We start from the raw sequence: 24,213 nt of genomic DNA, 5'->3' as shown, positions 1-24,213 counted from the left end.
TCGCGATATCGTGACGTTGAAGGACAGCGAAGTTCATTCGAACAATATCCAATCACGGTGCTGAATGCCTACCATAATTTACGTCGATGACAGCAGGGATGATCTCTTCTATCTCGACTATATCCGCAGGAAGCAGCAGCTAGAGGTCGACCTATTCTGTTTTTCGACCGCCGAGACGGCGCTGGCGGCGCTGGAACAGCGCGCGGCGGAAGGCTGGGCTCTGCCGGAACTGCTGGTCGCCGATCTTTACATGCCGCTCGACAGCGGCATCGGTCTGGTGAGCAGGCTGCGCCTGGACGATCGTTTCAAAGCAATGCGGCTTGCCGTCTGCAGCGGATCGGATGCGGCCGAGGACCGAGCGCGCTCACTTGCCGCCGGCGCCGATGTCTATCTGGAAAAGCCGCTTGACCTTGCCGGCATTCTTCTCAATCTTGAGCTGTAGGAAACGGCGTAAGCCCGCCAAGCCGTTCCCTGTCCTTTGTCCCTGCCATATGACAAGCCGCGATTGACAAGGTCGAGGACGCATCACAAGATGCAACCGATGCGAAGGAAATGCGACGCAAAATAAGCGTTGAGAGAACCGATCAACCCGTGTTCGCCGCCACGAACATCAGCCAACCCCTTAGCTGAATGGGCTTGTCGGCTCTCTCTGGCGCTTACGTCTGGCACTGCCTTCGCGCATTCATGGATGTTGAATGCGCGAAGAATACGACACCCAGGTAAGAACTACTGCCCTCAGTAAATTAAACCCGTGCATCACCTGTAGTTGAGATAATTGATGATTTCCGCCTTAGATATCGAAAGTCCCCGTTTTCGATCTCCGTCATCAATCGTCTCGCAATTTTTGTAGCTCTTCGCGTTTAAGACGTATATCCCAAGATTTCGGGATTGGAGGCATTGGCGGAGGAGAGGACGAGTGGGAATGAATAATGCCCCGGCAATTCCCTTTCATGCCGGACCGGAGCTCAGCCGGGCGATCAACCGCACCGATTTTTTCCGGCTGCTGAAGTCGGCGGCGCAGCACTACAATTTCGATAATTTCGTGCTGGCCCGCATTTCCGAGGCTTCGGCGCCTTTCGGTGAACGCGATATCGTCATCACCAATGTCGCCGAACGGCGTGTCGGCCTTTTCATTGCGACGTTGAAGGAAACACTCGGCACTGTCCGGGCAAAATCGGCCCAGTTTCTGGCAACGCCGGTTCATGGCAGGGGCGCACGGCCGGAAGATTATCGGTCCGATCTCGTATTCAACGAGTTCCTGAGCGGCGTCTTTCTGTTCATCCCGTTGTTCACTCCGGAGGGGCGGCGCTATTGCCTGGTGCTCAGCGGCGAGCGTCAGGAGCCGGATCAGAGCGAAATCGCCGACATGCTTCTCGACGCCATGCGCATTTTCGACAAGCTTTACGAGGAAATCCTGACGCCGGAAATGTCCGGGCGGCTGACCCAGCGCGAATCGGAAATCGTCAAATGGACGAGCGAAGGCAAGACGTCGGCTGAGATCGCGATCATTCTCGGTCTTTCCGAACATACGGTCAATTCGCACATCACCGCGGCCGCGCGCAAACTTGACGCTGTCAACCGCGTTCATATGGTGGCGATCGCCTTGAGAAACGGTTTGGTTACGTGAAGCTGGTTTCGGGATTGGGGAATTAAGACGATGATCACCGAAGCGGGCCGAAGGAACGCCGTGAAGGTTCTTTTTGTCGACGACGAATTCATCGAATTCCGTGCGCTCAAGAAGAAGATCGCCGATCTCTCCGAGCCGGCCGTCGAGGTTGAATATTCACCATCGATCGGTGACGCGCTGGAAAAGATCCGCCTGGCGCGTTTCGATCTCATCCTGCTCGACAACCGCCTTCTGCCGAACGCCGATTTCCGCGAAACGGTGCCGGAACTGCGCGGTATCGGCTATACCGGCCCGATCGGCGTCGTCTCGACCGATATATCGGGCGGCTATTTCCAGGAATTCCCCGATTACGGCGTCGATTTCCGCATCGGCAAGGATGAAATCGATGCCCAGACGCTGCAGCACATCATCCGCGAATATGTGAATTATGACGTCCCGGATTTCTGGAAGGACGATTACAGCATCTAAAGCGCGACGGCAAAGGCTCAAGCCTTTCCCGAGGGAAAGGCTTGAGCCTCAGGCAATCGGAAGGCGGATGATGAAACGGCTGCCGCTTGCATCCGAATCTTCCAGGCCGATATCGCCGCCAAGCGCGGTCAGAAATTCCCGCGCCGTCGTCAATCCGAGGCCCGCGCCCTGGATCGTTCCCGCCTTCGGCAATTTCCAGAACGGCTCGAATATCCGCTCGCGATAGGCGGGATCGATGCCCGTCCCATTGTCGGAAATCCGGATGAACCAATCCGTTCCCTTTCGCTCCGCCGCAATCGCTACATGCAGCGGCGATTCGCTGCGAAAGGTCAGCGCGTTGGCCAGCACATGTCTCAGCACCAGGCCGAGCAGGGCAGGGTCGGTGCGGATGGAGGGCAGGCCCTCGCTTTCAAGCGTCGCATCGCCGATCTCGATTTCATCGGTCAGCTCGCCCCAGACATTTTCGGAGAGCGCTTGCAGATCTACCTCTTCGGGTGCCACCTGAGGAGCTCCGCCGGCAAGGCTCATCAATGCCTTGGTGAGGCGTTGCGCGGTTTGCGCTTTCTCCATGATCATCCTGAGGCTCTGAAGCTGTTCGCCATCGAGCGTTTCCCCGAGGTCGTCGAGCAACAGCTCGGCATACATGGCGATATGGCGCAGCGGCGATTGCAGGTCGTGCGAGGCGGTCGCGAGAAATCGTTTGATGCGCTCCTCGCTGTCGCCGGCAATATTGGGTTCCGATTGTCTCTTCGGGTCGGATGACATCTTACGGGTTCCCGATCTCTGTGGCAGCGCCGCGTTTCTTTTCAGACGCGCAAGGGACGCTGTAATCCTTTGAAAGGCTGCATGATTTTATCCTTGCAGTCACCGACAATAGAAAGAGGGCGCCGGCTCTGCAACCGGCGCCCTCTTCAAGCATGCGTCAACAGCAAATTTTAGCTTGCCGACTTGCGGGAGCGCCCCTGTTCCGGCGGGATGATTTCAACGGCCGTATCGTCTCCCGATGCCGCCTTGGCGTGGCGGCGGCGCCAGTCGCCGAGGAAGAGCAGGATCGGGGCTGCGATGAAGATCGAAGAGGCGCCGGCGACGAGAATGCCGAAGACCATCGGGATGGCGAAGCTCGAGACGGCGCTGCCGCCCCAGATCGCCATCGGCACCAGGGCGAGGAAGGCCGTCGCATTGGTGTAGAGGCTTCGTGCCAGGGTTTCGTTGATCGACTTGTCGATGATTTCGCGCAGCGGCATCGATTTGTAGAGGCGCATGTTTTCGCGCATACGGTCGTAGACCACCACCTTGTCGTTCACCGAATAACCGACGAGCGTCAGGACGGCGGCGATGGCCGTCAGGTTGAAGTCGAGGCCGGTGATCGCGAAGAAGCCGATCGCCTTGGTGACGTCGAGCACCAGCGTGACGATGGCGCCGACGGCAAACGGCCATTCGAACCGCACCCAGATATAGATGAGCATCGCCAGGCTGGCGATCAGGACCGATTTGATGCCGGCCGAGGCAAGTTCGCCGCTGACCTTCGGACCGATGACGTCGGTGCCTTCGACAGTGGCGTTCGGGTCGATCTTGGCGACTTCGGCCTTCAGCTTGGTCACCGCCGCAGTCTGTGCCTCTTCGCCGCCTTCCTGCCGTTGGGCGCGCACAAGAATGCTGCTGTTGTCGCCGAAGGTCTGCAGCGTGATTTCGCCGAGGCCGAGACTATCAAGACCCTCGCGGAACTTCGCAAGATCGGCCGCCCCTTGAGTCTTGACGGACATCTGGATGCCGCCGCGGAAGTCGACGCCATAGTTGAGGCCGGGATGGATGAAGAGCACGATGGAGGCGATCGACAGCAGCGCCGAAACGGTGACGCCGAAGAAGCGCGCCTTCATGAACTGGATGTGCTTGTCGTAAGGGCTGAAGGGGATCAGCGGCCGGATGTTCAGCACCTTGAACTTGCGGCGGCGGGTGATCTCGATCATCGCGACGCGAACGAAGGCGACCGAGGTGAACATCGAGATGATCAGGCCGAGCGCCATGGTCACGGCGAAGCCGCGAACCGGCCCGGAACCGAAGTAGAACAGGATGGCGGCCGCGATCAGGGCTGTCATGTTGCCGTCGATAATGGTCGAATAGGCACGGTTGAAGCCGGTATCGATGGCGGCAAAGGCGCTCTTGCCCTTGCGGGTTTCTTCACGAATACGCTCATTGATGAGGACGTTGGCATCGACCGCAAGGCCGATGCCGAGAACGACACCGGCAATGCCTGGCAGGGTCAGCGTCGCCCCCACCAGCGTCAGCGCCGAGAAGGTCAGGATCGTGTGGATCAAGAGCGCCACATTCGCCAGGATGCCCCAGGTGCCGTAGAGAACGAAGATGAAGAGTGCGACGAGCGCAAAGCCGACGAGGCCGGAATAAATACCCATCTTGATGGCATCGGCGCCGAGGTCGGCGCCGACGGTGCGTTCCTCGATGACCGTCAGTTTGGCGGGCAGGGCGCCGGCGCGCAGCATGGCGGCAAGCGTCGTTGCGCTGTCGGCCGAGAAGTTGCCGGAGATCTGGCCGGAACCGCCGGTGATCGGCTCGCGGATATTGGGGGCGCTCAACACCTTGTCGTCGAGGACGATGGCGAAGGGATTGCCGACATTCTGGCGGGTGATATCGGCAAAGCGGGTGGCGCCGGCGCTATCGAAGCGGAAGCTGACGACCGGCTCATGCGTGTTCGGATCGAAGCTGACGCGGGCGTCCGAAAGGCGGTCGCCGGAGATTTCGACACGGTCGAGAACAGCATAGGACCGGCCTTCTTCGTCCTGCATCATGGTGATGCCCGGGCCGGGCTGATTGTTCGGCGCCACCATGTGGAACGACATCTTCGCCGTGGAGCCCAGAAGCTGGCGCAGGCGCGACGGGTCCTGCGTACCCGGAAGCTGGACGAGCACGCGGTTGGCGCCGATGCGCTGGATGGTCGGTTCGGAGACGCCGACCTGGTCGACGCGCTGGCGAATGACTTCAAGGCTCTGCTGGACGGCGTTGTCGACATTGGCGGAGACGCCGGCCGGCGAGAAGCCGATGGTGATGGTGGCGCCGTTGGCGGTGACATCCAGATCCGCCTGACCGGCGCTGAGGCCGGTGCTGATCGGATTGGCGAGCGTCTTGAGGTCGGTGACGGCGGCATCGCTCTGGGTGGCATCGGCGAGCGTCACGACGATCTGGTTCTGGTTGCGCACGACGGCCTTCGGCTGGATGCCCTTTTCGCGCAGCACGCGGCGTGCGTCCTGCAGCAGCGATTGCAGCCGCTCCTTGGTCAGATCCGCTTCGTCGACTTCCAGAACGAGATGCGAGCCGCCGCGAAGGTCGAGGCCGAGCGACACCTGTTCATGCGGCAGCCATGCCGGGATGCGCTGGAGGGTGGATTGCGGCAGGACGTTCGGCAGGGCGATCAATAGGCCGAGAAAGATGATCACCGTATAGGTGAACACCAGCCATGGTGAAGTACGCATGTTGTATTCCTTAGATAATCGGGGGCCGGCGTTCGGGCGCTGGCGGCATGTCGTCAAATGTCGGAAGCGCGCTCGGCGCAGACGTCAGGCAGCCGGCGGCGCGCGCGGCTGATGGGCCTTGGAGACCGCGGCATGAAGCAGAACTTCGGATGCCGGAAAAGCGGCTGACGTGTTCCAGCCGGCGAAATCGAGAGCCGGGGCGGCCGCGAGGGCGGGCGATCCGCTGTCGTGAGCGGCCTGCTTTGGCGCAAGCTTGCGCTCGGTGGCAAGCAACCCGCGCACGGCGTCGCGCGCAGTCAGCTGCGGCGGCTGCGGATCCCGGCCGGAAGAGGACAGCGTATTGACGGCAGCAGTCGGTGAGATGATCAGATTGCCGCCGAAAAGCAGGCCGAGATAGGCAAGGATGGCGATGAGCAGGGCGGCGGCGACACGGTTGGTCAGACGGTGCTGGTCCAGCTCCATCTTCTCCGTCCCGGCGATGTCACTCCCGTATCGGCTCAAAAGCGCGCCAATCTCTCATTCTCTTTGCGGCGGAGGTTCATCCGCAGGCATAATTGTATCAGGCCCATGCCCGTCTTCATAGGGCACACTCTCATGATGCACTTGGGCGAGCCGGTCAACCATGCCAAGCGCGATTTCACGCTCACCCATGATGACGGTGTCGGCGCCATAGTGCTTCAATTCATCGACCTCGGCGTCGGAATGGGCGCGGGCGACGATGAGGATCGACGGATTGACGCTGCGCGCCTGCTCGGTGATGCGGCAGGCCTCGAAGGCGTTCGGAATGGCGATGGCAATGCTGCGGGCGCCGGCAAGATTGGCGAGGTCGAGCGTTTCCCGCATCACCGCATTGCCCATCAGGGTTTCGACGCCCTGCGCCTTCAGCTCGCCGATGCGCTTGTCGGAATCCTCGATGACCAGAAATGGTGTGGCCGAGGATTTGAGATTCTGTCCGACGATGCTGCCGACCCGCCCGTAGCCGACGAGAATGGCGTGGCCGCTGAGCGCCGTCGGGTGCACCTCGTCGTCTTCGGGCGGCGTCTCCTCCTGCGCCGCGATCGCGTCTGCAGCGGCAGGATCCGCCACGACATCTTCACGCTTTGCGCCTTCGAAAAACGGACGCATGCGGTCGCAGAGGAAGAACAGCAGCGGATTGAGGATGATCGAGATGATGGCGCCGGCAAGGATCAGATCGCGGCCTTCCCCCGGCAGCAGCCCGAGTTCGACGCCGAGGGCGGCGAGGATGAAGGAGAATTCGCCGATCTGGCCGAGGCTGGCCGAAATCGTCAGCGCCGTGCCGAGCGGCTTCTTGAAGGCGAGCACGATCAGCAGCGCTGCGACGGACTTGCCGATGACGATGATGAAGATGGTGGCCAGAATCGGCAGCGGCTTGTCGATCAGGATGTTCGGATCGAACAGCATGCCGACCGAGACGAAGAACAGCACGGCGAAGGCGTCGCGCAGCGGCAGGCTTTCCTGCGCGGCGCGATGGCTGAGCTCGCTTTCGGCCAGCACCATGCCGGCAAAGAAGGCGCCGAGCGCCAGTGACACGCCGAAGAGCTTTGCCGCCCCGAAAGCGACGCCGAGGGCGATCGCCAGCACGCCGAGCCGGAACAGCTCGCGCGACCCGGTATGGGCGATGCGGTGCATTGTCCACGGAATGAGCTTGCGGCCGAAGACCAGCATCAGCGCCACGAACAGCGCCACCTTCACCAGCGTCATGGCGATCATGCCGCCGATGCCGAGATCGAGCCCGAACAGGCGGTTGAGCCCGGCCGAGAGCGGCTCGACAGGCGCGTGACCCTCACCGCCGATGCTGGCGGCGGCCGGGATCAGCACCAGCGCCAGCACCATGGCGAGATCTTCGACGATCAGCCAGCCGACGGCGATCCGGCCGCGCTCCGTCTCGACCAGGCGCCGCTCCTGCAGCGCCTTCAACAGCACCACGGTGGAGGCGACCGAAAGCGCCAGGCCGAAGACCAGGCTGCCGCCGGTCGGCCAGCCCATGAAGGCGCCGAGCCCCCAGCCGAGCAGGGTGGCAAAGGCGATCTGGGCGATGGCGCCGGGCACTGCGATGCCGCGCACCGACAGCAGGTCTTTCAGGGAGAAGTGCAGCCCGACACCGAACATCAGCAGGATGACGCCGATTTCGGCAAGCTCCGGCGCCAGGCTCTGATCGGCCACATATCCCGGCGTATGCGGCCCGACCAGCACGCCGGCGATCAGATAGCCCACCAGCGGCGGCATGCGCAGCCGATGGGCGAAGGCGCCGAAGATGAATGCCAGCACGAGGCCGCCGACGATTGTTGAAATCAAGGGCGTGTCGTGTGGCATAATCGTCTCCCGATCTGGAAACCCCGGTCGTAACGTGACATATATGGTCTATATCGGCCAATATGGGTGAGTTGAAATCATGGGTCAAGGCGCCAGGGAAACAATTCTGAGTCCCGCTCTCTGCCGCGCGGCACGCGGGCTGCTCGACTGGACTCAGACCGATCTTGCCGAAAGGGCAGCCGTCTCGCGCAGCACCATCCGCGATTACGAGGGTCGCCACCACGACATCCACCGCGCCACGGAGGCGCAGCTGCGCCTCGCCTTCGAGGAAGGCGGCGTCAAATTCGTCGAGATCGAAGGGGCGGGCACCGGCCTCTGCTTAATTCCTTAAATCGGAATCGATCGGCTCAGGGCGCCAGGCAGGCAGCGGAGACCTTGTAGAGGGAGAGCGCCTTGCCCTTGTAGTAGCCTTCGGTCGGCTGCCAGTTCTTCACCACCTCGGGCGTCTCGGTGGCGCAGCTGAAGGACCCGAGCGTCAGGTAAAGCACCTTGCCGGTAATGTCGGCCGGCAGGGCGAATTCCTGCTCGTAATAGCTCTCGGGAAGGCCCGCCGGCGCGCGCGCATAGATCCTGTAGGATGTGTCGCGCAGCGTATAAAAAAGATCGGCGACCATGTCGCGATCGTTGGTGACGATGATGTCGGTGCCGGCCTGGCCGGCAAGGGCTGCGGCCTGGCGGCTGACCTCGGCGCGGCCGAGATAGCGCTTCATTATCTCGTCGCCGTTCGGCAGAAGCAATTGGTGCGGAAAGATTGTCGCCAGCGGAAAGAGCAGGCTGGCGATGCCGTTGATGGCGAGCGACAGCCTGAGCCCTTTCGGCCAGAACCGATGGAGCAGCCAGACGGCAAGGATGGTGCCTGCGACATAGGCGGTTACGGCCCAGTTGGCATAGGCCTTGGCGACCGTTGCCTGCAGGGTGATCAGCAGCACCACCGGTATCGACAGCCAGACCAGCAGCTTTTCCCGGTCGTCACTCCTGCCCTTGATCATGCGATAGACCGCCCAGAGCATTGCGAAGAAGACGATCGGCCCGACGACGCCGAATTGGGCAGAGAAGAATTCAAGCCCGCGACGGAGATTGATGCCAAGTTCGCTCCAATGGGCGATGTCCTGCGTATGCCGCACGGTCGTATTGTCGTGCTGCAGGTTCCACCAGAGATTCGGCAAGGCGACAATCGCGGCGACCGCGACCGCGATGATGAAATCCCGAATGGCGATGCGCGCGGCCGGAACAAGCAGGAGGGCAAGCGCGCCGCCCGGAACGACGAACAGCACGGCATATTTCGTCAGGAAGGCGAGGCCGACGCCAAGGCCCATGACCAGCGCCAGCCCGACCGAGCGCCGCTGCGTCAGGCCGAAATAGGCAAGCAGGGCGATCGCGATGAAGAACAGCAGGATCACGTCTGTCGAGAAGAACACCGAAGACAGCGCGACGCCCGGCAGCGTGATATAGGTGGCGCCCGTCCAGCCTTCGATCTCCGGCCCGACGAAACGTTTTGCAACCTTCATCAGCACCAGCGCCGCCGCCATGTGGATCAGCGGTCCGGCGAGCCTGATCCAGTAGATGGCGTCGGAACCGGAAAGCTCGGTCATTGCCCGGATCACCCAGGCAATCATCGGCGGCTTGGAATAATAGCCGAGATCGAGATTCTGCGACCAGAACCAGTACTGCGCCTCGTCGACGAAAAGGTCGGTCGCATCGAAATGCAGCGTAACGACACGCCAGAGCGTGAAGCCGAGAACGATGAGGAGACCTGATCTGGGGGACATGAATCGACTGTTCCGCTGACATGAAAAGCGCGAGTGCGATAACACCAAAGGCGCCGGGCTGCCAACGGGAAAGGGCGAAGATGCGCTTTAGAACACCCGAAGCCCGCGGATATCGCGGTTTGCGGCGAGAAAATCGAGACGGGCGACGGCGGCAAGCAGCGTCATTGCAATCAAGCAGGAACCCAATCCGAGAACAATCATTGCTCTGTCCTTGTCGACGTCATGTCTTGGTTATCGACCGGCCTATAACACGGAGCTTGCGTGTGCCTTGTAGCAGCCGTGCAACTCCGCAGCAGTATTTTTTGCCAACGGCCTTGAATTGCTTCAAAAGCCGGCACTGCGAAAAGGCTTATTAACCTTCAGGCAAGGAATTAACCATAAACATTGGTTTACACGTCGGAATGGGAAGATGCACTCGTTCCCACCAGGCATGACGCCGTCCCGCCGTACCGGGTTGATCCGGTATCCATCTCTTCAGACAGCTCCGAAACATAGCTGATCAGGGGGCTCGACCCACCGGTTGTCACCGGTGGCAAGGACCGTCTCCACGCTTGGTTCTATCGGATGCTGCGAAAGTTTTTAGCCGGGCATCGCCTGGAAAGCGGGTTGGGGACAGGTGTTGAGGCAGGACATGCCATCAGATCAGGCTCGTGGAGCGCAGGCAGGCAGCTTGCGCGACCGCCTGCGCTTTGCCGGTCTCGATGCCGAGCAGTGCGAACTGGTGCGCCGCAATCGCCCGGCCCTCGAAGTCCATCTGAAGGCGGGCCTCAGGGATCTCTTCCACCGGTTCCAGTCGTTCCCCGACGCTTCGCGCAATTTCGAGAGCGAGCGCCAGGTCGAACGCCTGCATGATCTGCAGTCCTCGCATTGGGACGTGCTGACCGATGCGCGGTTCGACAGCCTCTATGCCGAGCGCGTCAAGGTTCTCTCCGATACCGAAAGCAAGATCGGCCTCGACCCGCGCTGGCACGTGGCCGGCCATGGCGTCATGCTGGAGCATGTCGTTTCCGGTCTCGCCGAGGAAATTGCCGGCCGTCCGCTGCTGCCGTCTGCCAAGCGCCGCGCCCGCGAAATCTCCGATCTGATCACGGCGATCATCCGCATCGTCATGGTCGATGTGGAAATCGCCGTCTCGCTCCGTTTCAACGCGCAGCGCGCCGGACAGAGCCGTGCGCTCGCCAGTCAGCGCGCCGACAACGAGGCCGAGATCGCCAGGATCTTCGGCGATGTCATCGAGGGCCTGTCCGCCCGCGACCTGACGCGGCGCGCCCCCGTCGACGGCGACCATGCCGGGATCGCCGCCGCGCTGAACGGCGCGCTGGATGGTCTCCAGGCCGAATTCACAGCCATAACAGAGCGCACGCTGAAGGCCGAAGCGGCGACTGGCTCGCTTGCCGGCCTGTCACGCCAGTTCGCCGGCACGGCGTCCGGCCATGCCGACCGGCTGCAGCTTTCCGCCGCCGCCCTTGCCGGCATCGCCGGCAGCGTGCGTGACGGTGCAGCCGAAAGCCGCGCTGCCGAACAGGCGGCCGCTTCGACGCGCGCCGCAGTCGAGGAAAGCGGCGAGGTCGTCGGCCGCGCCATCAGCGCCATGGCCGATATCGAGCAGTCGGCCGAAAAAATCGGCCAGATCATCGGCGCGATCGACGAGATCGCCTTCCAGACCAATCTCCTGGCGCTGAACGCCGGCATCGAGGCCGCCCGCGCCGGAGATTCCGGCCGCGGTTTTGCCGTCGTTGCTCAGGAAGTCCGCGCGCTGGCCCAGCGCTCGGCCGAAGCCGCCCGCGAGATCAAGACGCTGGTGACGGTGACCAAGGCGCAGGTTGATGCCGGCGTGCAGATGGTCGGCCGTACGCAGGATTCGATCGGCAGCATCGTGCGCCAGGTCACCGACATCAACGCCGCCATATCAGGCATCGCCACCCGAACCGGCGAACATGCCGAAAGCCTCGACAGCGTCACTTCTGACGTCAAGAGCCTGGGCGGCGAGGTGGCCGGCAGCGCCGGCTTTGCCGAGCGCTCCGCCGAAGGTGCCGATCACCTGCACACCGTTATTGTCGAGCTCGGCCAGACGATTCGCGAATTTCGCATCGCCCGGGAAAATGCCCATACAGGGCGCTTGGGCCCGGCGCGCGTGACGCCGCGCGCCATCGAGGCCGCCGCCCGTCCGGCACCGGCCGAGAACGAATATGAAAATGATGATTTTAGCCTTCCGCAGCCTCTCGCAAGCGTCGGAGGTGGGCGGAATGTTTACTAACCTATCGGATGATTGCCTCAGCCCGTCTTCTCGGGCCGGGGACAAGGGGACAAGGAAAAGCTGATGGTAGCAAAGAAGAGTGGCAAGACGCTGGATCTGACAGCGGTGCTCGACCTCAACGAGGCTTCCGCCTTGCGCGATAAACTCCTCTCCCTCAGGGGCAGCGGTCTGTCGATCGACGCTTCCGGCGTCGAACGGATCGGTGCCCTTTGTGCCCAGGTTCTGATGTCCGCCGAGAAGACCTGGGAGCAGGACAAGCAGCCATTCACCTTTTCCAAGGTGTCCGACGCATTTCAGAAAACCATGCAGCTGGTGGGCGTCAATATTGATCACCTGCTTGCCAAGGAGATTCGGCAATGAAGAAAAAAGTTCTTACCGTGGATGATTCCCGCACCATCCGAAACATGCTTCTCGTGACGCTGAACAATGCCGGCTTCGAGACGATTCAGGCGGAAGACGGCGTCGAGGGCCTCGAGGTTCTCGAAGAGTCCAATCCCGACGTCATCGTCACCGACATCAACATGCCGCGCCTCGACGGTTTCGGCTTCATCGAAGGTGTCCGCCGCAACGAGAAATATCGGGCGATCCCGATCCTGGTCCTCACCACCGAAAGCGACGCGGAAAAGAAGAACCGCGCCCGCCAGGCTGGCGCCACGGGCTGGATCGTCAAGCCTTTCGACCCGGCCAAGCTGATCGATGCCATTGAGCGTGTAACCGCTTAAACCCAGGATTTTCTCCTATGGATATGAACGAAATCAAAGAGATCTTTTTCCAGGAGTGCGAGGAACAGCTCGCCGAGCTGGAATCCGGTCTTCTGAAAATGAATGATGGCGATCGCGATCCGGAAACCGTCAATGCGGTGTTCCGTGCCGTGCATTCGATCAAGGGTGGCGCCGGCGCCTTCGGCCTTGATGATCTGGTTGCCTTCGCCCATGTTTTCGAGACCACTCTCGATTGCGTTCGATCCAACAAGCTCGAGCCGAACCAGGACGTCCTGAAGGTAATGCTGAAGTCGGCCGACGTGCTCGCCGACCTGACGAATGCTGCGCGCGACGGCGGCAGCGTCGATGAAAGCCGCAGCCGCGGCCTCGTCAAGGAGCTCGAGGCGCTGGCCAACGGCGAATTGCCGTCTCCCTCGGCCGAGGCGCCGGCGCCGAAGGCCGCCGCAAAGCCCGTGGCCAAGGCTGCTCCGGCCCCGGCCGTCAAGCCGACCGACGACAGCGGCTTCCAGCCGATCCCCTTTTCCTTCGACGATTTTGGTGGCGAGGGCGATGCGGGTGCTGAAATGCCGGCTTATGAAATCACCTTCAAGCCGCGCTACGAACTCTATTCCAAGGGCAATGACGCCACGCTGCTGCTGCGCGACCTCTCGCGCCTCGGCGAAATGACCATCTACTGCAATACGGATGCTCTGCCCGGCCTCGAGGAACTCGATCCGGAAGGCGCCTATTTCTTCTGGAACGTCACGCTCAAGACGGACAAGGGCGAGGACGCCATTCGCACCGTCTTCGAATTCGCCGAGTGGGATTGCGAACTGACGGTGAAGCCGATCGCCGACGCAAGGGCCGGCGCGACCAGCAACGAGGAACTGCCGATGGTGCCGGTTCCCTTCGATCTGTCGATCCTGGATGAGTCGGGCGCAGCGGAAGAGGTTTCCGGCGCCGCCGCCGAGACCGCCGCCGCCGTTGCCGCTGCCGAGACGGCCTCCAACGTCACGCAGATGGCTGCTGCCGCCGCCCGCGTCGAGAAGAAGGAATCGGCAGCTGCCGCAGCGGCCGCTGCAAGCGCCGCCGCCCAGAACAACGCCGCCGGCGCCGGCCAGACGATCCGCGTCGATCTCGACCGTGTCGACCGCCTCATCAACCTCGTCGGCGAACTGGTCATCAACCAGGCGATGCTGTCGCAGAGCGTCATCGAGAACGACACGACCGGCACCTCCTCGATCAACATGGGTCTGGAAGAGCTGCAGCAGCTCACCCGCGAGATCCAGGACTCGGTCATGGCGATCCGCGCGCAGCCGGTGAAGCCGGTGTTCCAGCGTATGTCGCGTATCGTCCGCGAAATCGCCGACATGACCGGCAAATCGATCCGTCTCATCACCGAAGGTGAAAATACCGAAGTCGACAAGACGGTCATCGACAAGCTGGCCGAGCCGCTGACCCACATGATCCGCAACGCCGTCGACCACGGCATCGAAACGCCGGAAAAGCGCGCAGCCGCCGGCAAGAACACCGAAGGCACGGTCCGTCTGACCGCCAAGCACCGTTCGGGACGCATCCTGATCGAGCTTGCCGACGACGGCGCCGGCATCAACCGCGAAAAGGTCCGCCAGAAGGCGATCGACAATGATCTCATCCCGGCCGATGCCAACCTGTCGGACGAGGAAATCGACAACCTGATCTTCCTGCCGGGCTTCTCGACGGCCGACAAGATCTCCGACATTTCGGGCCGCGGCGTCGGCATGGACGTCGTCAAGCGTTCGATCCAGGCGCTCGGCGGGCGCATCAACATCACCTCGAAGCCCGGCCACGGCTCGGTCTTCACCATGAGCCTGCCGCTGACGCTCGCCGTCCTCGACGGCATGGTGGTCACCGTCGCCGGCCAGACGCTGGTCGTGCCGCTGACGGCGATCGTCGAAACCCTGCAGCCGGAAGCTTCCGCGATCCATTCCTTCGGTGCGAACCACCGGCTGATCTCGATCCGCAATTCCTTCTGCCCGCTGGTCGATGTCGGCCGCATCCTGAACTTCCGCGCGACCCAGGCCAATCCGGTCGAGGGCGTGGCGCTTCTGGTGGAATCCGAAGGCGGCGGCCAGCGCGCCCTGATGGTCGATGCCATCCAGGGGCAGCGTCAGGTGGTCATCAAGAGCCTGGAAGCCAACTACACCCATGTGCCGGGGATTGCCGCCGCCACCATTCTCGGTGACGGGCGCGTCGCTCTCATCCTCGATGTCGACGCGGTCGTCGGCGCCTCGCGCGGCCAGTCGCTCAAAGCGGAAATGTCGTTGGCAGCGGTAGGATAAGGGCATGTCGTACGCCGTAAAAAATCTGAACGAGGGGGATCGCGAGCTGATCGCGTTCCGTATCGGGCATCAGGAATTTTGCGTGAACATCATGTCGGTTCGTGAGATCCGGGGCTGGACCCCGGCAACCGCGATGCCGCACTCGCCTGCCTATATGCTCGGTGTCATCAACCTGCGCGGCGCGGTGCTGCCGATCATCGATCTTTCGGCCCGGCTCGGCATGAAGCCGGCCGATCCGACGGCCCGCCACGTGATTATTGTCGCCCAGGTCCGGCGCAAGGTCGTCGGTCTCCTGGTCGACGCCGTGTCCGATATCCTGACGGTGACCGACGAGACAATCCAGCCGACGCCCGAAATCTCCTCCGAACTCGAGCGCCAATTTGCCCGCGGCATCCTTGCCATCGACAAACGCATGATCTGTCTGATCGAACTTGAAGCCCTCTTTCCCGAGACCGAAAGCGAAGCCGCATGAGTGCAATGGGCGCAAAAGATCAGAGGCAGGGAGCCGACGAGGTCCTGGCGAGCGGAGAATATCCGCTGACGCGCCGCGACCTGACCGAGATCGCCGCGATGATCTATTCGGATGCCGGCATCTTCCTCAATGAGACGAAGGCGTCGCTCGTCTATTCGCGCCTGTCGAAGCATATCCGCAGTCTCGGTCTCTCCGGCTTCCGCGAATATTGCGACCTCGTCGCTTCGCCGGCCGGTGCTGCGCCGCGCCGCGAGATGCTGTCGCATCTGACGACCAATTTCACCCGCTTCTTCCGCGAGAACCACCATTTCGAGCATCTGCGCGACCATGTCCTGCCGGAGCTTCTGCAGCGGGCGCGATCGGGCGGCCGGGTGCGCATCTGGTCGGCGGCCTCCTCCGACGGGCAGGAGCCTTACTCGATCGCGCTCACCGTGCTGTCGCTGATGCCGAATGTCGCCGACTACGACTTCAAGATCCTGGCGACCGACATCGACCCGAAGATCCTGGCGATCGCCCGGGCCGGCGCCTATGACGAGAACGCGCTCGAAACCGTTTCTCCGGCCATGCGCAAGCAGTGGTTCAGCGAAGTCGAGGTGCAGGGCCGCAGGAAGTTCCAGGTCGACCACCGCGTCAAGCGGCTGATCACCTACAACGAACTGAATCTGATGGCGCAGTGGCCGTTTAAGGGCAAGTTCGACGTCATCTTCTGCCGCAACGTCGTCATCTATTTCGACGAGCCGACGCAGATGAAGATCTGGCAGCGTTTCGCCGGCCTGCTGCCGGAGGGCGGCCATCTCTATATCGGCCACTCCGAGCGCGTGTCGGGCGAGGCGAAACACGTCTTCGACAATATCGGCATTACGACCTATCGCTATACGACCAAAGGTCTCGGGAGGAAGGCATGAGCGCTCCGGCAAGAGTTCTCGTTGTTGACGACTCGCCGACCATGCGAGGGCTGATCACGGCCGTCTTGAGCTCCGACCCGGAGGTCAATGTCATCGGCCAGGCCGGCGACGCGCTGGAAGCGCGTGAGGCGATCAAGCGGCTGAACCCCGACGTCGTGACGCTCGACATCGAGATGCCGAACATGAACGGTCTCGATTTCCTCGAAAAGATCATGACGCTGCGTCCGATGCCGGTCATCATGGTCTCCACCATGACCCATCGCGGCGCCGAGGCGACGCTTGCGGCGCTGGAGATCGGTGCTTTCGACTGCGTCGGCAAGCCGGGGCCGGGCGACCTGCGACCCTTCGGCGACCTCGCCGAGAAGGTCAAGGCCGCCGCGCGCACGCAGCGCCCGTTCTCGCAGCCGGTGACGGCCGCAGCGGCACCGCCGCCCTCCGTCGCCGATTTCCGTGTCGGCCGCAAGATCGTCGCGATCGGCTCGTCGACAGGCGGCGTCGAGGCGCTGATCGCCGTGCTGCAGAAGTTTCCGGCCAATTGCCCGCCGACGGTCATTACCCAGCATATGCCGCCGACCTTTACCAAGAGCTTCGCCGAACGGCTGAACCGCCTCTGTGCGCCGGTGGTGCAGGAAGCGACCGATGGTGCCCGCCTGGAAATCGGCAAGATCTATCTGGCGCCCGGCGGAGAGCGTCACCTCCAGGTCAGCGGCGCCTCGGCGCCCTGCTGCCGTCTCGTCGACCGCGCACCGGTCAACGGCCACCGGCCATCGGTCGACGTGCTGTTCGATTCGGTGGCGGAGTTGGCGGGCCGGAACGCCGTCGGCGTGATTTTGACCGGAATGGGCCGCGATGGCGCCGCCGGATTGTTGAAAATGCGCCACGCCGGCGCCAGAACACTCGGCCAGAACGAAAAAACCTGTGTCGTTTACGGAATGCCAAGGGTTGCCCACGAACTTGGCGCCGTTGAGCAGCAGTTGCCCCTGTCTGCCATCGGTGAAGAAATATTGAAAATGACAGCCGCCCGAAAGGAAGGGACCGAATAAATGTCGATCGCGGAGAAAATCAAAGTTCTGATCGTCGATGATCAGGTAACGAGCCGGTTGCTGCTCAGCGATGCGCTGACCCAGCTCGGTTTCAAGCAGATCACGTCCGCAGGCGACGGCGAGCAGGGCATGAAGATCATGGCCGAGCAGCCGCACCACCTGGTGATCTCGGACTTCAACATGCCGAAGATGGATGGCATCGGCTTCCTTCAGGCCGTGCGCACCAACCCGAACACCAAGAAGGCGGCCTTCATCATCCTGACTGCCCAGGGCGACCGCGCGCTGGTGCAGAAGGCAGCCCAGCTCGGCGCCAACAACGTGCTCGCCAAGCCGTTCACGATCGAAAAGATGAAAGCGGCTATCGAAGCCGTGTTTGGAGCCTTGAAATGACCAATGAGGGGGCAGCCCGCCGCGTGCACATCATTCAGGGCGAGTACAAGGTTCTGAGCGATCCGAATGCGGTCCTCTCGACCATTCTCGGTTCCTGCGTGGCTGCGTGCCTCCGGGACCCCGTCGCTGGCATCGGCGGCATGAACCACTTCCTGCTGCCCGGTTCGGCGACGTCGCCGACATCTGGCGGCGATGCCACGCGTTACGGCGTGCATCTGATGGAACTGCTGATCAACGGTCTTCTGAAGCAGGGCGCCCGGCGCGACCGGCTGGAGGCGAAGATCTTCGGCGGCGCGAAGACGATCTCGACATTCTCCAATGTCGGTGAGCAGAACGCGGCCTTCGCCATGCAGTTCCTGAGGGATGAAGGCATTCCGGTGGTCGGTTCCTCCACAGGCGGAGAGCATGGACGCAAGCTTGAATATTGGCCGGTCTCCGGTCGTGCCCGGCAATACCCCCTGACCGGTGCCGAAACGCAGAGAACCGTCGCTCTCGAGCAGCGCCCCGCCGCTCCGTCGAAGCCCGTCGAAACCAGTATCGAATTCTTTTGATGGTGAGGATTTTTATATGACATTTAACCCGGTGATGGAGCCGCCTGCGCCTGTCGAAGCGCTGAGCGACATCCTGATGCGCATCGTTTCCGAACTTCACGATGTTGCCTACCTCATCGAGCGCATCGAGCCGCAGCTTCTCGACCTCGGCGGCGCCGAAATCCTCAATTCGCCTGATGCCATGAAGGTCATGCAGGGCATCGATCTGGCCGTGCAGAAGTCCCGCGGCCTTGCCGAGTTCATCGACACCATCACCGGCGAAATCCCGCACGGCTGGGCAGTCGACGTCGCGACCGCGCTCAGCCTCGTCAAGCTGGCGGAGATGCAGAAGGCGTTGGGCGGCGCCACCCGCCACGGCCATTCCCAGCCGCTGAGCAAGGCGGCCGGCGACTTCGATTTCTTCTAATGCATGCCGCCGCGACGTGTGCCGCGGTGCCGGGATAACGACTGCATGAAACGGGGAGCCTTTCGCTCCCGCACGCGCTTTACGAAACGCTCGCACAAGTTTCGCCGATTATTCGTCAGATGAGGCAATAAGCCTGCTTTGTCTTTGACGGATCGCGCGAGAACAGAATGAATCTGTTAAATCAATTAGTTCAGATATTTAAGAACTTCGGTTCCCTTGGCCGAACACGCCTGATGATTCTCGGAGGCGTCGGCGCCGTCTCCATCGCAATCGTCCTTGCGGCCGCCCTTTTCGTCAACAAACCGGCACAGGAAACGCTCTATGTCGGTCTGGACCAGCCGGATCTCAACCAGATCAGCATGGCGCTTGCCGAAGCCAACATCAATTTCCAGGTCGGCACCGACGGCTCCAGCATCAGCGTCCCCGCGGGCATGACGGGCAAGGCTCGCCTGATGCTTGCCGAGCGCGGCCTGCCGAACAGCGCCAATGCCGGTTACGAACTTTTCGACAATGTCGGCTCGCTCGGCCTGACCTCCTTCATGCAGGAGGTAACGCGGGTTCGAGCGCTGGAAGGCGAAATCGCTCGCACCATCCAGTCGATCTCGGGTATCACAGCCGCGCGCGTGCATATCGTCATGCCGGAGGTCGGAAACTTCCGCAAGCAGGAGCAGAAGCCGACCGCCTCCGTCATGATTCGCGCCAGCGCCGCCACTGGGCGGAGTGCGGCGACTTCGATCCGCCACCTCGTCGCCTCGGCCGTGCCGGGGCTTGACGTCGATGACGTGACGATCCTCGATTCTGCCGGTCAGTTGCTCGCCTCCGGCGACGACGCGAGCAACAGTTCGTTGAACCGCTCGCTCGGCATCGTCCAGAACGTTCAGCAGGAAGTCGAATCCAACATCGACAAGGCCTTGGCCCCCTTCCTCGGCATGGACAACTTCCGCTCCAGCGTCACCGCCGATCTCAACACGGACGCGCAGCAGATCCAGGAAACGACCTACGATCCCGAATCCAAGGTCGAACGCTCGGTCCGCTCGACGAAGGAAGCCCAGCAGTCGCAGCAGAAGCAGTCCGATAGCGCCGCGACGGTCGAGCAGAACATTCCGCAGGCCGCTCCCGAGGCCGGTGGTTCCACCGGGCCGGCATCGGAGGACAAGTCCGACAAGCGCGAAGAGCAGACCAACTACGAAATCAACAGCAAGACGACGGCGACGACCCGCAACAGCTACAAGGTCGAGAAACTTTCGATCGCCGTGGTGGTCAACAAGGGCCGCATCGCCAAGATGGTTGGCGAACCCGCCGACCAGGCCAAGATCGACGCCTATGTTGCCGAGATGAAGAACATCGTCGCTTCGGCAGCCGGCATCGACGCCAAGCGCGGCGACGTCGTCACCGTCACGGCCATGGACTTCCTCGAAAACCAGCTTCTCGAAGACGCCACCGGCGGTGTCCGCGTCATGGACATGCTGAGCCGCAACCTTGCCGGCATCATCAACTCGCTGGCCTTCGTCGCGGTCGCCTTCGTGGTGGTCTGGATGGGCCTGCGGCCTCTGGTGCGCAGCGTCAGCGGCAATGGCGCCACCTCGGTTCTCGGCGACGCGACGCCGGAAGCGGCCGGCCTCGAGCTTCCGGACTTCGCGCCGGCGGCCGGCGCCCCTGGAGGCGCCCTCATGGACGGCTTCGGCTCCGACTTCGGCTTCGACAGCACCGAAGATCTGCTCAGCCTCGGCGACGACGACGGCAACTTCAACCGCCGCGTCAAGGAAGGCCCGGAACGCAAGCTCTCCCGCATGGTCGAGATCAACGAGGAGCGCGCCGCGAAAATCCTCCGGAAATGGGCGATCGACGACGCAGCATAAGAAAAGAGGCCGGGCAACCGGCCTTTTTTCTATCGGTGCCAGGTTTCATTTCCTGTAGCGTCGTCAGTGTCCGTGATTCCCCGCGCTGCCGGGAACTCGATGGGCGGACTCGCGTAAAAGGCGAATGAAGTTGCGAGACCGCCAGAATCATCTTAGCCTCCCCATATCTTGAGGGGTGGAATTGGTCATCGAATCAGTGCATGGGCGGCAGCGGAAGTAAATCCCTAGAAGTCGGAGATGGCGATTTGCATCGTCTCGCTTACCCTTAGGTGATTCGAAGTGGGATTCGAGCGGACTTGAATTGAATCCCTTACACAAAAATTGCTGTTGCACCGATTTTGATCGTTTCTCAGCCGCAGGACATTGCCGATGGATATGGACGTAATTCTGGCGAGCAAAGGCGAGAGGCAAATGTCGAATTTCGCGAGTGCGGTGGTGCCGGATCTGTTGCCGCGCGATGAACTGCTCCAGCGCCTGCACGGTGTCGCCGACACTGGCAGGTTGCAGTCCGGTCTGCGTGCGCTGACAGAGTATGTCGGTGCTTCGCACTACCTTCTGGCGCGCTGCGATCTTCTCCAGGAAAGCGGCCTCGATTTCATCGTTTCGTCCGATTGGCCCTTCGACCTGGTCAGGGATATCGCCAATGATCTGGTGCGCGGCTATGCCCGTTCGACGGAGCTGGAAAAATGCATGCAGGTCTTCCAGCCGAATTTTGCTCTCATGCCTGACAATGCCGACGTGCCGGACGGCGCCAGCCGCCAATATTGTTCGGTGACCTTCAATGTCGGCCGGTCGCGGCTGGCCCTGATGTTCCTGTTCGGCGAGGGGTTCATCCTTTCGCCGGAGCGCCTGCGGGATGTCGGCCTGCTTGCAGGTTATGTCGCGAGTTTCCTGCGCTGCGGTGGCACCAGGGTCGATCGCGATTTCGATTTGACGGATCGCGAGCTGGAATGCCTGTTCTGGATCGCCGAGGGCAAGACCAGCGACGAGATCGCGATGATCCTCGGAATTTCCCGCAACACCATCAACAACTACATCACCAGCGTGATGCGCAAGACGGCGACCAAGACCCGGTCAGAGGCCATTGCCTTCGCCGTCCGCAATAATCTCGTATAGGGGGATCTATGGGGCACCCATCAGCCAGGACGATGAGCAGCGCCGAGCAGCTGCGCATGGTGCGTGTGAACAGGATTTCCAGCCGCTCCGATCTTTTCCCGCGGCTGATTGCGATGCAGAAGCTTGCCGACGCGCAGGGGTTCGCGATCTTTCGTGTCAGCGGCTCGGGTATTCCGGCAAAACAGCGCCTGGTCTGCGAACTCGAGAACTGGGGTTCTGCCAATGCCGGTTTCGGCAAGGCTTTCACCGATGCCTACGGCGATATTCTTCTCGACCATATCGAAAAATCCTTGTTGCCGCTCTCATGGGCCGGCGGCTACGACCGTGCTGCGCCCGGTCCTGCCGACTTCGCGCCGTTCATGACGCGGCTGCAGGACGGTATTCTGCCTTTTTCCGGCCTTGCCTTCCCGGTGCGGCTCGGCGCCGTCGGCAACGGTTTCATCCTTTTCACCGGCGACGAGATCGACCCCTCGAGCGATACGATCGTCGAGCTGCACGGTCGCTGCTGCCATATCATGATGGACCTGCTGTCGCTCGACGAACGCCGCACGGCTGCCGCCGAGGCGCTCAGCGAACGCGAGATCGCCTGTCTCCAGCTTGCCGGCGACGGCCGCATCAGCGAAGAGATCGCCGAGAAGCTCGGCCTCTCCGTGCACACCGTCAACGCCTATCTCGGCTCGGCGACCATCAAGCTCGATTCCGTCAACCGCATCCAGGCGATCGCCAAGGCAATCCGGCTCGGCTATATCAGCTGAAGCCGACGGCGCAGGAGCCCGAAAATCGGTTCCGATTTCGGGGCCATTGTTTTTATGCATGTCGCGCGAAACCGCTGCACGGTTTGGCGCGACATGCTTTATGCGCTGTCGAAGGCGGATTCAGTTGTCCTGAGAGCAGACCTCAGCCGGCCAGCGCCCGTGGCGGCTGGTTGACGTTGTAACGCGATTCCCGAAGGCTCTTTTTCAGGAAGATGGTGTTCTCGTCGGGATCGGCCGAGGGATTTTGGAAGGCGATGTGGTTGATCTCGATGCCGGCATGGTCTTCGGCAAGCGTGAGCTGGGCATAGACGGTGACGCCGCGCGGCTTGATTTCCAGATCGAGCACGACTTCGGGTTTGCCGCCCCATTCCAGCGTATAGTTGCCGCCCAGGCCGAAATTTACCGTGCCGGGATGAAAGAAAAGCTCGGCTGCCGAGGCGACGAGATCGGAAAGATTGCCGTAATACTCGAAGCGCAGCAGTGAAATAAGGTCAGAGGCATCCAGAAGGCGCAGTTCGGTGGCGACCGGGCTGATCGCTTCTGCCAGGATTTTCTCACGCTGGGTAGAGTGGGGGCATTTTTTCATTCGGCTTATCTTACCCGTTTGTTCTTGGCGTCTGCGGCGTAGACCCGGTGGATCAGCTCCGCAACGGCCTTATAGAAGACTGACGGGATGACACTATCGACCGAGACTTGCGCAAACATGGAGCGCGCAAGCGGCGGATCTTCGAACACCGGGATACCGTTCTGCTCGGCGATCTCCCTGATCTTGAGGGCGATGAGGTCCTGGCCCTTGGCCAGCACCACCGGCGCGTCGTTCTCTTCGCGCGCGTAACGCAGCGCCACCGCATAGTGCGTCGGGTTGGCGATGACGAGCGTTGCGCGGTGCACGTCGGCGATCATGCGCCGGCGCGCGCGGTCGCGCATCAGCGAGCGCTGCCGGCCCTTGACGACAGGGTCGCCCTGCGCCTGCTTGTTTTCTTCCTTGACCTCGTGCCGCGTCATCTTCAGTTCGGTGAACCAGTGATGGCGCGTCCAGAAAACGTCGGCGATCGCCACGATCGCGGTCGCGATCAGCATGACGATGATGATCTTGCGCATCGCCGCGGTGATCCGCACGAGGATCGTCTGCGGGTCGGAGAACATTGCGTCGATCGAGCTGAAATATTCGCTCCGGAGCACGAAAAACAGGATCACGCCGACGACGACGACCTTGAACAGCGATTTTCCGAACTCGATGAGACCGGGCAGGCTGAACAGCCGTTCCCAGCCTTTGACGGGAGAGATGCGCGAGGCCTGCGGACGGATGCGTTCGAGCACCGGTGTCGGCAGGTTCTGGAAGATGGAGGAGGCGATGCCGAACACCATGAACAGGATGAGAGCCGGCGCCACCAACGCCGCGGTTGCCCAGCCGAGCCGGACGAATAGCGAAAGGATATCCGGCCCCGTCTCGATCTTCCATTGGTCTGGCTGCTCGAAGATGTCGCGCAGCGTCTCCGTCATGCGCCCGACGCCCTCGGGGAGGAAAAACACCAGGTAGATGTAAGTGGCAAGGATGGTCGAAAAGATCGACAGCTCGCGCGAAAACGGGACGTTGCCTTTCTCCGCGGCATCGGTTTGCTTTTTCGCGGTCGGGGCTTCTGTTTTGCTGTCCTTGTCATCGTCTGCCAAGTCGCAGCCCTCCATAAAAGAAACAGGCCGCACCCAGTGCATGACGCCGAAACTGCGAAGCGGTGTTCGGATGGCGATCTGCA

General features: G+C 61.9%; 24 protein-coding genes. 17 read left to right on the top strand and 7 right to left on the bottom strand.

Annotated elements, in window-relative coordinates:
* Window positions 1-64: 64 nt before the first annotated feature.
* The 3 genes from CO666_RS16695 to CO666_RS16685 all read left to right on the top strand — a co-directional run bounded on the left by CO666_RS16695 (window position 65) and on the right by CO666_RS16685 (window position 2,095).
* Window positions 65-442: a response regulator gene (locus CO666_RS16695; RefSeq protein ID WP_097613195.1), complete on the top strand. Its 378-nt coding sequence runs from the start codon at window positions 65-67 to the stop codon at window positions 440-442.
* A gap of 480 nt (window positions 443-922) precedes the next feature.
* Window positions 923-1,627, top strand: coding sequence for a helix-turn-helix transcriptional regulator (locus tag CO666_RS16690; RefSeq protein WP_097613194.1), 705 nt, complete (start codon window positions 923-925; stop codon window positions 1,625-1,627).
* Between the two features lie 30 nt (window positions 1,628-1,657).
* A complete protein-coding gene (locus CO666_RS16685; RefSeq protein ID WP_097613193.1) occupies window positions 1,658-2,095 on the top strand; it encodes a response regulator in 438 nt (145 codons plus the stop codon).
* Between the two features lie 48 nt (window positions 2,096-2,143).
* On the opposite strand, the gene CO666_RS16680 is transcribed toward CO666_RS16685, so the two are convergent.
* From CO666_RS16680 to ybaL, 4 genes are all read right to left on the bottom strand, one after another.
* Window positions 2,144-2,860: a sensor histidine kinase gene (locus tag CO666_RS16680; RefSeq protein WP_097613192.1), complete on the bottom strand. Its 717-nt coding sequence runs from the start codon at window positions 2,858-2,860 to the stop codon at window positions 2,144-2,146.
* Between the two features lie 170 nt (window positions 2,861-3,030).
* The gene (secD, locus tag CO666_RS16675; protein WP_097613191.1) at window positions 3,031-5,580 is read right to left on the bottom strand and encodes a protein translocase subunit SecD; all 2,550 of its coding nucleotides are present in this window, start codon (window positions 5,578-5,580) and stop codon (window positions 3,031-3,033) included.
* 84 nt (window positions 5,581-5,664) lie between these two features.
* Window positions 5,665-6,042: a hypothetical protein gene (locus CO666_RS16670; protein ID WP_097613190.1), complete on the bottom strand. Its 378-nt coding sequence runs from the start codon at window positions 6,040-6,042 to the stop codon at window positions 5,665-5,667.
* Window positions 6,043-6,096: 54 nt separating this feature from the next.
* Complete coding sequence (gene ybaL, locus CO666_RS16665; RefSeq protein ID WP_097613189.1) at window positions 6,097-7,914, bottom strand: YbaL family putative K(+) efflux transporter; 1,818 nt, start codon at window positions 7,912-7,914, stop codon at window positions 6,097-6,099.
* Window positions 7,915-7,993: 79 nt separating this feature from the next.
* On the opposite strand from ybaL, the gene CO666_RS16660 reads away from it, so the two are divergent.
* Entirely contained in the window at window positions 7,994-8,245 is a 252-nt protein-coding gene (locus tag CO666_RS16660) for a helix-turn-helix transcriptional regulator (RefSeq protein WP_097613188.1), read from the top strand.
* 16 nt (window positions 8,246-8,261) lie between these two features.
* On the opposite strand, the gene CO666_RS16655 is transcribed toward CO666_RS16660, so the two are convergent.
* A complete protein-coding gene (locus CO666_RS16655; RefSeq protein ID WP_097613187.1) occupies window positions 8,262-9,683 on the bottom strand; it encodes an ArnT family glycosyltransferase in 1,422 nt (473 codons plus the stop codon).
* 631 nt (window positions 9,684-10,314) lie between these two features.
* Here CO666_RS16655 and CO666_RS16650 point away from each other — a divergent pair.
* The 13 genes from CO666_RS16650 (at window position 10,315) to visR (ending at window position 22,459) form a co-directional block, all read left to right on the top strand.
* The gene (locus CO666_RS16650; RefSeq protein ID WP_097613186.1) at window positions 10,315-11,940 is read left to right on the top strand and encodes a globin-coupled sensor protein; all 1,626 of its coding nucleotides are present in this window, start codon (window positions 10,315-10,317) and stop codon (window positions 11,938-11,940) included.
* Between the two features lie 63 nt (window positions 11,941-12,003).
* The gene (locus CO666_RS16645; RefSeq protein ID WP_003588585.1) at window positions 12,004-12,300 is read left to right on the top strand and encodes an STAS domain-containing protein; all 297 of its coding nucleotides are present in this window, start codon (window positions 12,004-12,006) and stop codon (window positions 12,298-12,300) included.
* Window positions 12,297-12,662: a chemotaxis response regulator CheY1 gene (gene cheY1, locus CO666_RS16640; protein WP_003570362.1), complete on the top strand. Its 366-nt coding sequence runs from the start codon at window positions 12,297-12,299 to the stop codon at window positions 12,660-12,662. Before CO666_RS16645 ends, cheY1 begins: the two co-directional genes overlap by 4 nt.
* Before the next feature lie 17 nt (window positions 12,663-12,679).
* Window positions 12,680-14,962, top strand: a complete 2,283-nt coding sequence (locus tag CO666_RS16635; protein ID WP_097613185.1) for a chemotaxis protein CheA — start codon at window positions 12,680-12,682, stop codon at window positions 14,960-14,962.
* A gap of 4 nt (window positions 14,963-14,966) precedes the next feature.
* Window positions 14,967-15,434, top strand: a complete 468-nt coding sequence (locus tag CO666_RS16630; protein WP_097613184.1) for a chemotaxis protein CheW — start codon at window positions 14,967-14,969, stop codon at window positions 15,432-15,434.
* Window positions 15,431-16,339, top strand: coding sequence for a protein-glutamate O-methyltransferase CheR (cheR, locus tag CO666_RS16625; protein ID WP_097613183.1), 909 nt, complete (start codon window positions 15,431-15,433; stop codon window positions 16,337-16,339). Before CO666_RS16630 ends, cheR begins: the two co-directional genes overlap by 4 nt.
* The gene (gene cheB, locus CO666_RS16620) at window positions 16,336-17,382 is read left to right on the top strand and encodes a protein-glutamate O-methylesterase CheB (RefSeq protein ID WP_097613182.1); all 1,047 of its coding nucleotides are present in this window, start codon (window positions 16,336-16,338) and stop codon (window positions 17,380-17,382) included. The genes cheR and cheB overlap by 4 nt, the downstream gene beginning before the upstream one ends.
* Window positions 17,383-17,772, top strand: coding sequence for a response regulator (locus tag CO666_RS16615; RefSeq protein ID WP_003556488.1), 390 nt, complete (start codon window positions 17,383-17,385; stop codon window positions 17,770-17,772).
* Window positions 17,769-18,323 (top strand): chemoreceptor glutamine deamidase CheD, encoded by a 555-nt coding sequence (gene cheD, locus CO666_RS16610; protein WP_097613181.1) that lies wholly within the window; start codon window positions 17,769-17,771, stop codon window positions 18,321-18,323. The genes CO666_RS16615 and cheD overlap by 4 nt, the downstream gene beginning before the upstream one ends.
* A 16-nt stretch (window positions 18,324-18,339) precedes the next feature.
* Window positions 18,340-18,729 carry a chemotaxis protein CheT gene (gene cheT, locus CO666_RS16605; protein ID WP_003584234.1) on the top strand — a complete coding sequence of 130 codons (390 nt, stop codon included), beginning with the start codon at window positions 18,340-18,342 and terminating at the stop codon, window positions 18,727-18,729.
* 167 nt (window positions 18,730-18,896) lie between these two features.
* A complete protein-coding gene (gene fliF, locus CO666_RS16600; protein WP_097613180.1) occupies window positions 18,897-20,588 on the top strand; it encodes a flagellar basal-body MS-ring/collar protein FliF in 1,692 nt (563 codons plus the stop codon).
* 369 nt (window positions 20,589-20,957) lie between these two features.
* Complete coding sequence (gene visN / locus CO666_RS16595) at window positions 20,958-21,704, top strand: transcriptional regulator VisN (protein ID WP_097613179.1); 747 nt, start codon at window positions 20,958-20,960, stop codon at window positions 21,702-21,704.
* 8 nt (window positions 21,705-21,712) lie between these two features.
* On the top strand, window positions 21,713-22,459 hold the full coding sequence (visR, locus tag CO666_RS16590) for a transcriptional regulator VisR (protein WP_097613178.1): 747 nt from the start codon (window positions 21,713-21,715) through the stop codon (window positions 22,457-22,459).
* A gap of 142 nt (window positions 22,460-22,601) precedes the next feature.
* On the opposite strand, the gene CO666_RS16585 is transcribed toward visR, so the two are convergent.
* Together CO666_RS16585 and flhB are read right to left on the bottom strand one after the other, a co-directional pair.
* On the bottom strand, window positions 22,602-23,045 hold the full coding sequence (locus CO666_RS16585) for a hypothetical protein (protein WP_097613177.1): 444 nt from the start codon (window positions 23,043-23,045) through the stop codon (window positions 22,602-22,604).
* A gap of 5 nt (window positions 23,046-23,050) precedes the next feature.
* Window positions 23,051-24,130, bottom strand: coding sequence for a flagellar biosynthesis protein FlhB (flhB, locus tag CO666_RS16580; protein ID WP_097613251.1), 1,080 nt, complete (start codon window positions 24,128-24,130; stop codon window positions 23,051-23,053).
* Window positions 24,131-24,213: the final 83 nt, after the last annotated feature.

This window comes from Rhizobium chutanense (genome assembly GCF_002531935.1).
GTDB lineage: Bacteria > Pseudomonadota > Alphaproteobacteria > Rhizobiales > Rhizobiaceae > Rhizobium > Rhizobium chutanense.
The sequence above is the reverse complement of the archived record's forward strand: the minus strand, read 5'-3'. Positions and strand labels throughout refer to the sequence as shown.

Excerpts from the sequence above, each read along its gene's own strand:
- CO666_RS16695 (WP_097613195.1), top strand. The coding sequence starts at position 65 with ATGCCTACCATAATTTACGTCGATGACAGCAGGGATGATCTCTTCTAT.
- CO666_RS16690 (WP_097613194.1), top strand. The coding sequence starts at position 923 with ATGAATAATGCCCCGGCAATTCCCTTTCATGCCGGACCGGAGCTCAGC.
- CO666_RS16685 (WP_097613193.1), top strand. The coding sequence starts at position 1,658 with ATGATCACCGAAGCGGGCCGAAGGAACGCCGTGAAGGTTCTTTTTGTC.
- CO666_RS16680 (WP_097613192.1), bottom strand. The coding sequence starts at position 2,860 with ATGTCATCCGACCCGAAGAGACAATCGGAACCCAATATTGCCGGCGAC.
- secD (WP_097613191.1), bottom strand. The coding sequence starts at position 5,580 with ATGCGTACTTCACCATGGCTGGTGTTCACCTATACGGTGATCATCTTT.
- CO666_RS16670 (WP_097613190.1), bottom strand. The coding sequence starts at position 6,042 with ATGGAGCTGGACCAGCACCGTCTGACCAACCGTGTCGCCGCCGCCCTG.
- ybaL (WP_097613189.1), bottom strand. The coding sequence starts at position 7,914 with ATGCCACACGACACGCCCTTGATTTCAACAATCGTCGGCGGCCTCGTG.
- CO666_RS16660 (WP_097613188.1), top strand. The coding sequence starts at position 7,994 with ATGGGTCAAGGCGCCAGGGAAACAATTCTGAGTCCCGCTCTCTGCCGC.
- CO666_RS16655 (WP_097613187.1), bottom strand. The coding sequence starts at position 9,683 with ATGTCCCCCAGATCAGGTCTCCTCATCGTTCTCGGCTTCACGCTCTGG.
- CO666_RS16650 (WP_097613186.1), top strand. The coding sequence starts at position 10,315 with ATGCCATCAGATCAGGCTCGTGGAGCGCAGGCAGGCAGCTTGCGCGAC.
- CO666_RS16645 (WP_003588585.1), top strand. The coding sequence starts at position 12,004 with ATGGTAGCAAAGAAGAGTGGCAAGACGCTGGATCTGACAGCGGTGCTC.
- cheY1 (WP_003570362.1), top strand. The coding sequence starts at position 12,297 with ATGAAGAAAAAAGTTCTTACCGTGGATGATTCCCGCACCATCCGAAAC.
- CO666_RS16635 (WP_097613185.1), top strand. The coding sequence starts at position 12,680 with ATGGATATGAACGAAATCAAAGAGATCTTTTTCCAGGAGTGCGAGGAA.
- CO666_RS16630 (WP_097613184.1), top strand. The coding sequence starts at position 14,967 with ATGTCGTACGCCGTAAAAAATCTGAACGAGGGGGATCGCGAGCTGATC.
- cheR (WP_097613183.1), top strand. The coding sequence starts at position 15,431 with ATGAGTGCAATGGGCGCAAAAGATCAGAGGCAGGGAGCCGACGAGGTC.
- cheB (WP_097613182.1), top strand. The coding sequence starts at position 16,336 with ATGAGCGCTCCGGCAAGAGTTCTCGTTGTTGACGACTCGCCGACCATG.
- CO666_RS16615 (WP_003556488.1), top strand. The coding sequence starts at position 17,383 with ATGTCGATCGCGGAGAAAATCAAAGTTCTGATCGTCGATGATCAGGTA.
- cheD (WP_097613181.1), top strand. The coding sequence starts at position 17,769 with ATGACCAATGAGGGGGCAGCCCGCCGCGTGCACATCATTCAGGGCGAG.
- cheT (WP_003584234.1), top strand. The coding sequence starts at position 18,340 with ATGACATTTAACCCGGTGATGGAGCCGCCTGCGCCTGTCGAAGCGCTG.
- fliF (WP_097613180.1), top strand. The coding sequence starts at position 18,897 with ATGAATCTGTTAAATCAATTAGTTCAGATATTTAAGAACTTCGGTTCC.
- visN (WP_097613179.1), top strand. The coding sequence starts at position 20,958 with ATGGATATGGACGTAATTCTGGCGAGCAAAGGCGAGAGGCAAATGTCG.
- visR (WP_097613178.1), top strand. The coding sequence starts at position 21,713 with ATGGGGCACCCATCAGCCAGGACGATGAGCAGCGCCGAGCAGCTGCGC.
- CO666_RS16585 (WP_097613177.1), bottom strand. The coding sequence starts at position 23,045 with ATGAAAAAATGCCCCCACTCTACCCAGCGTGAGAAAATCCTGGCAGAA.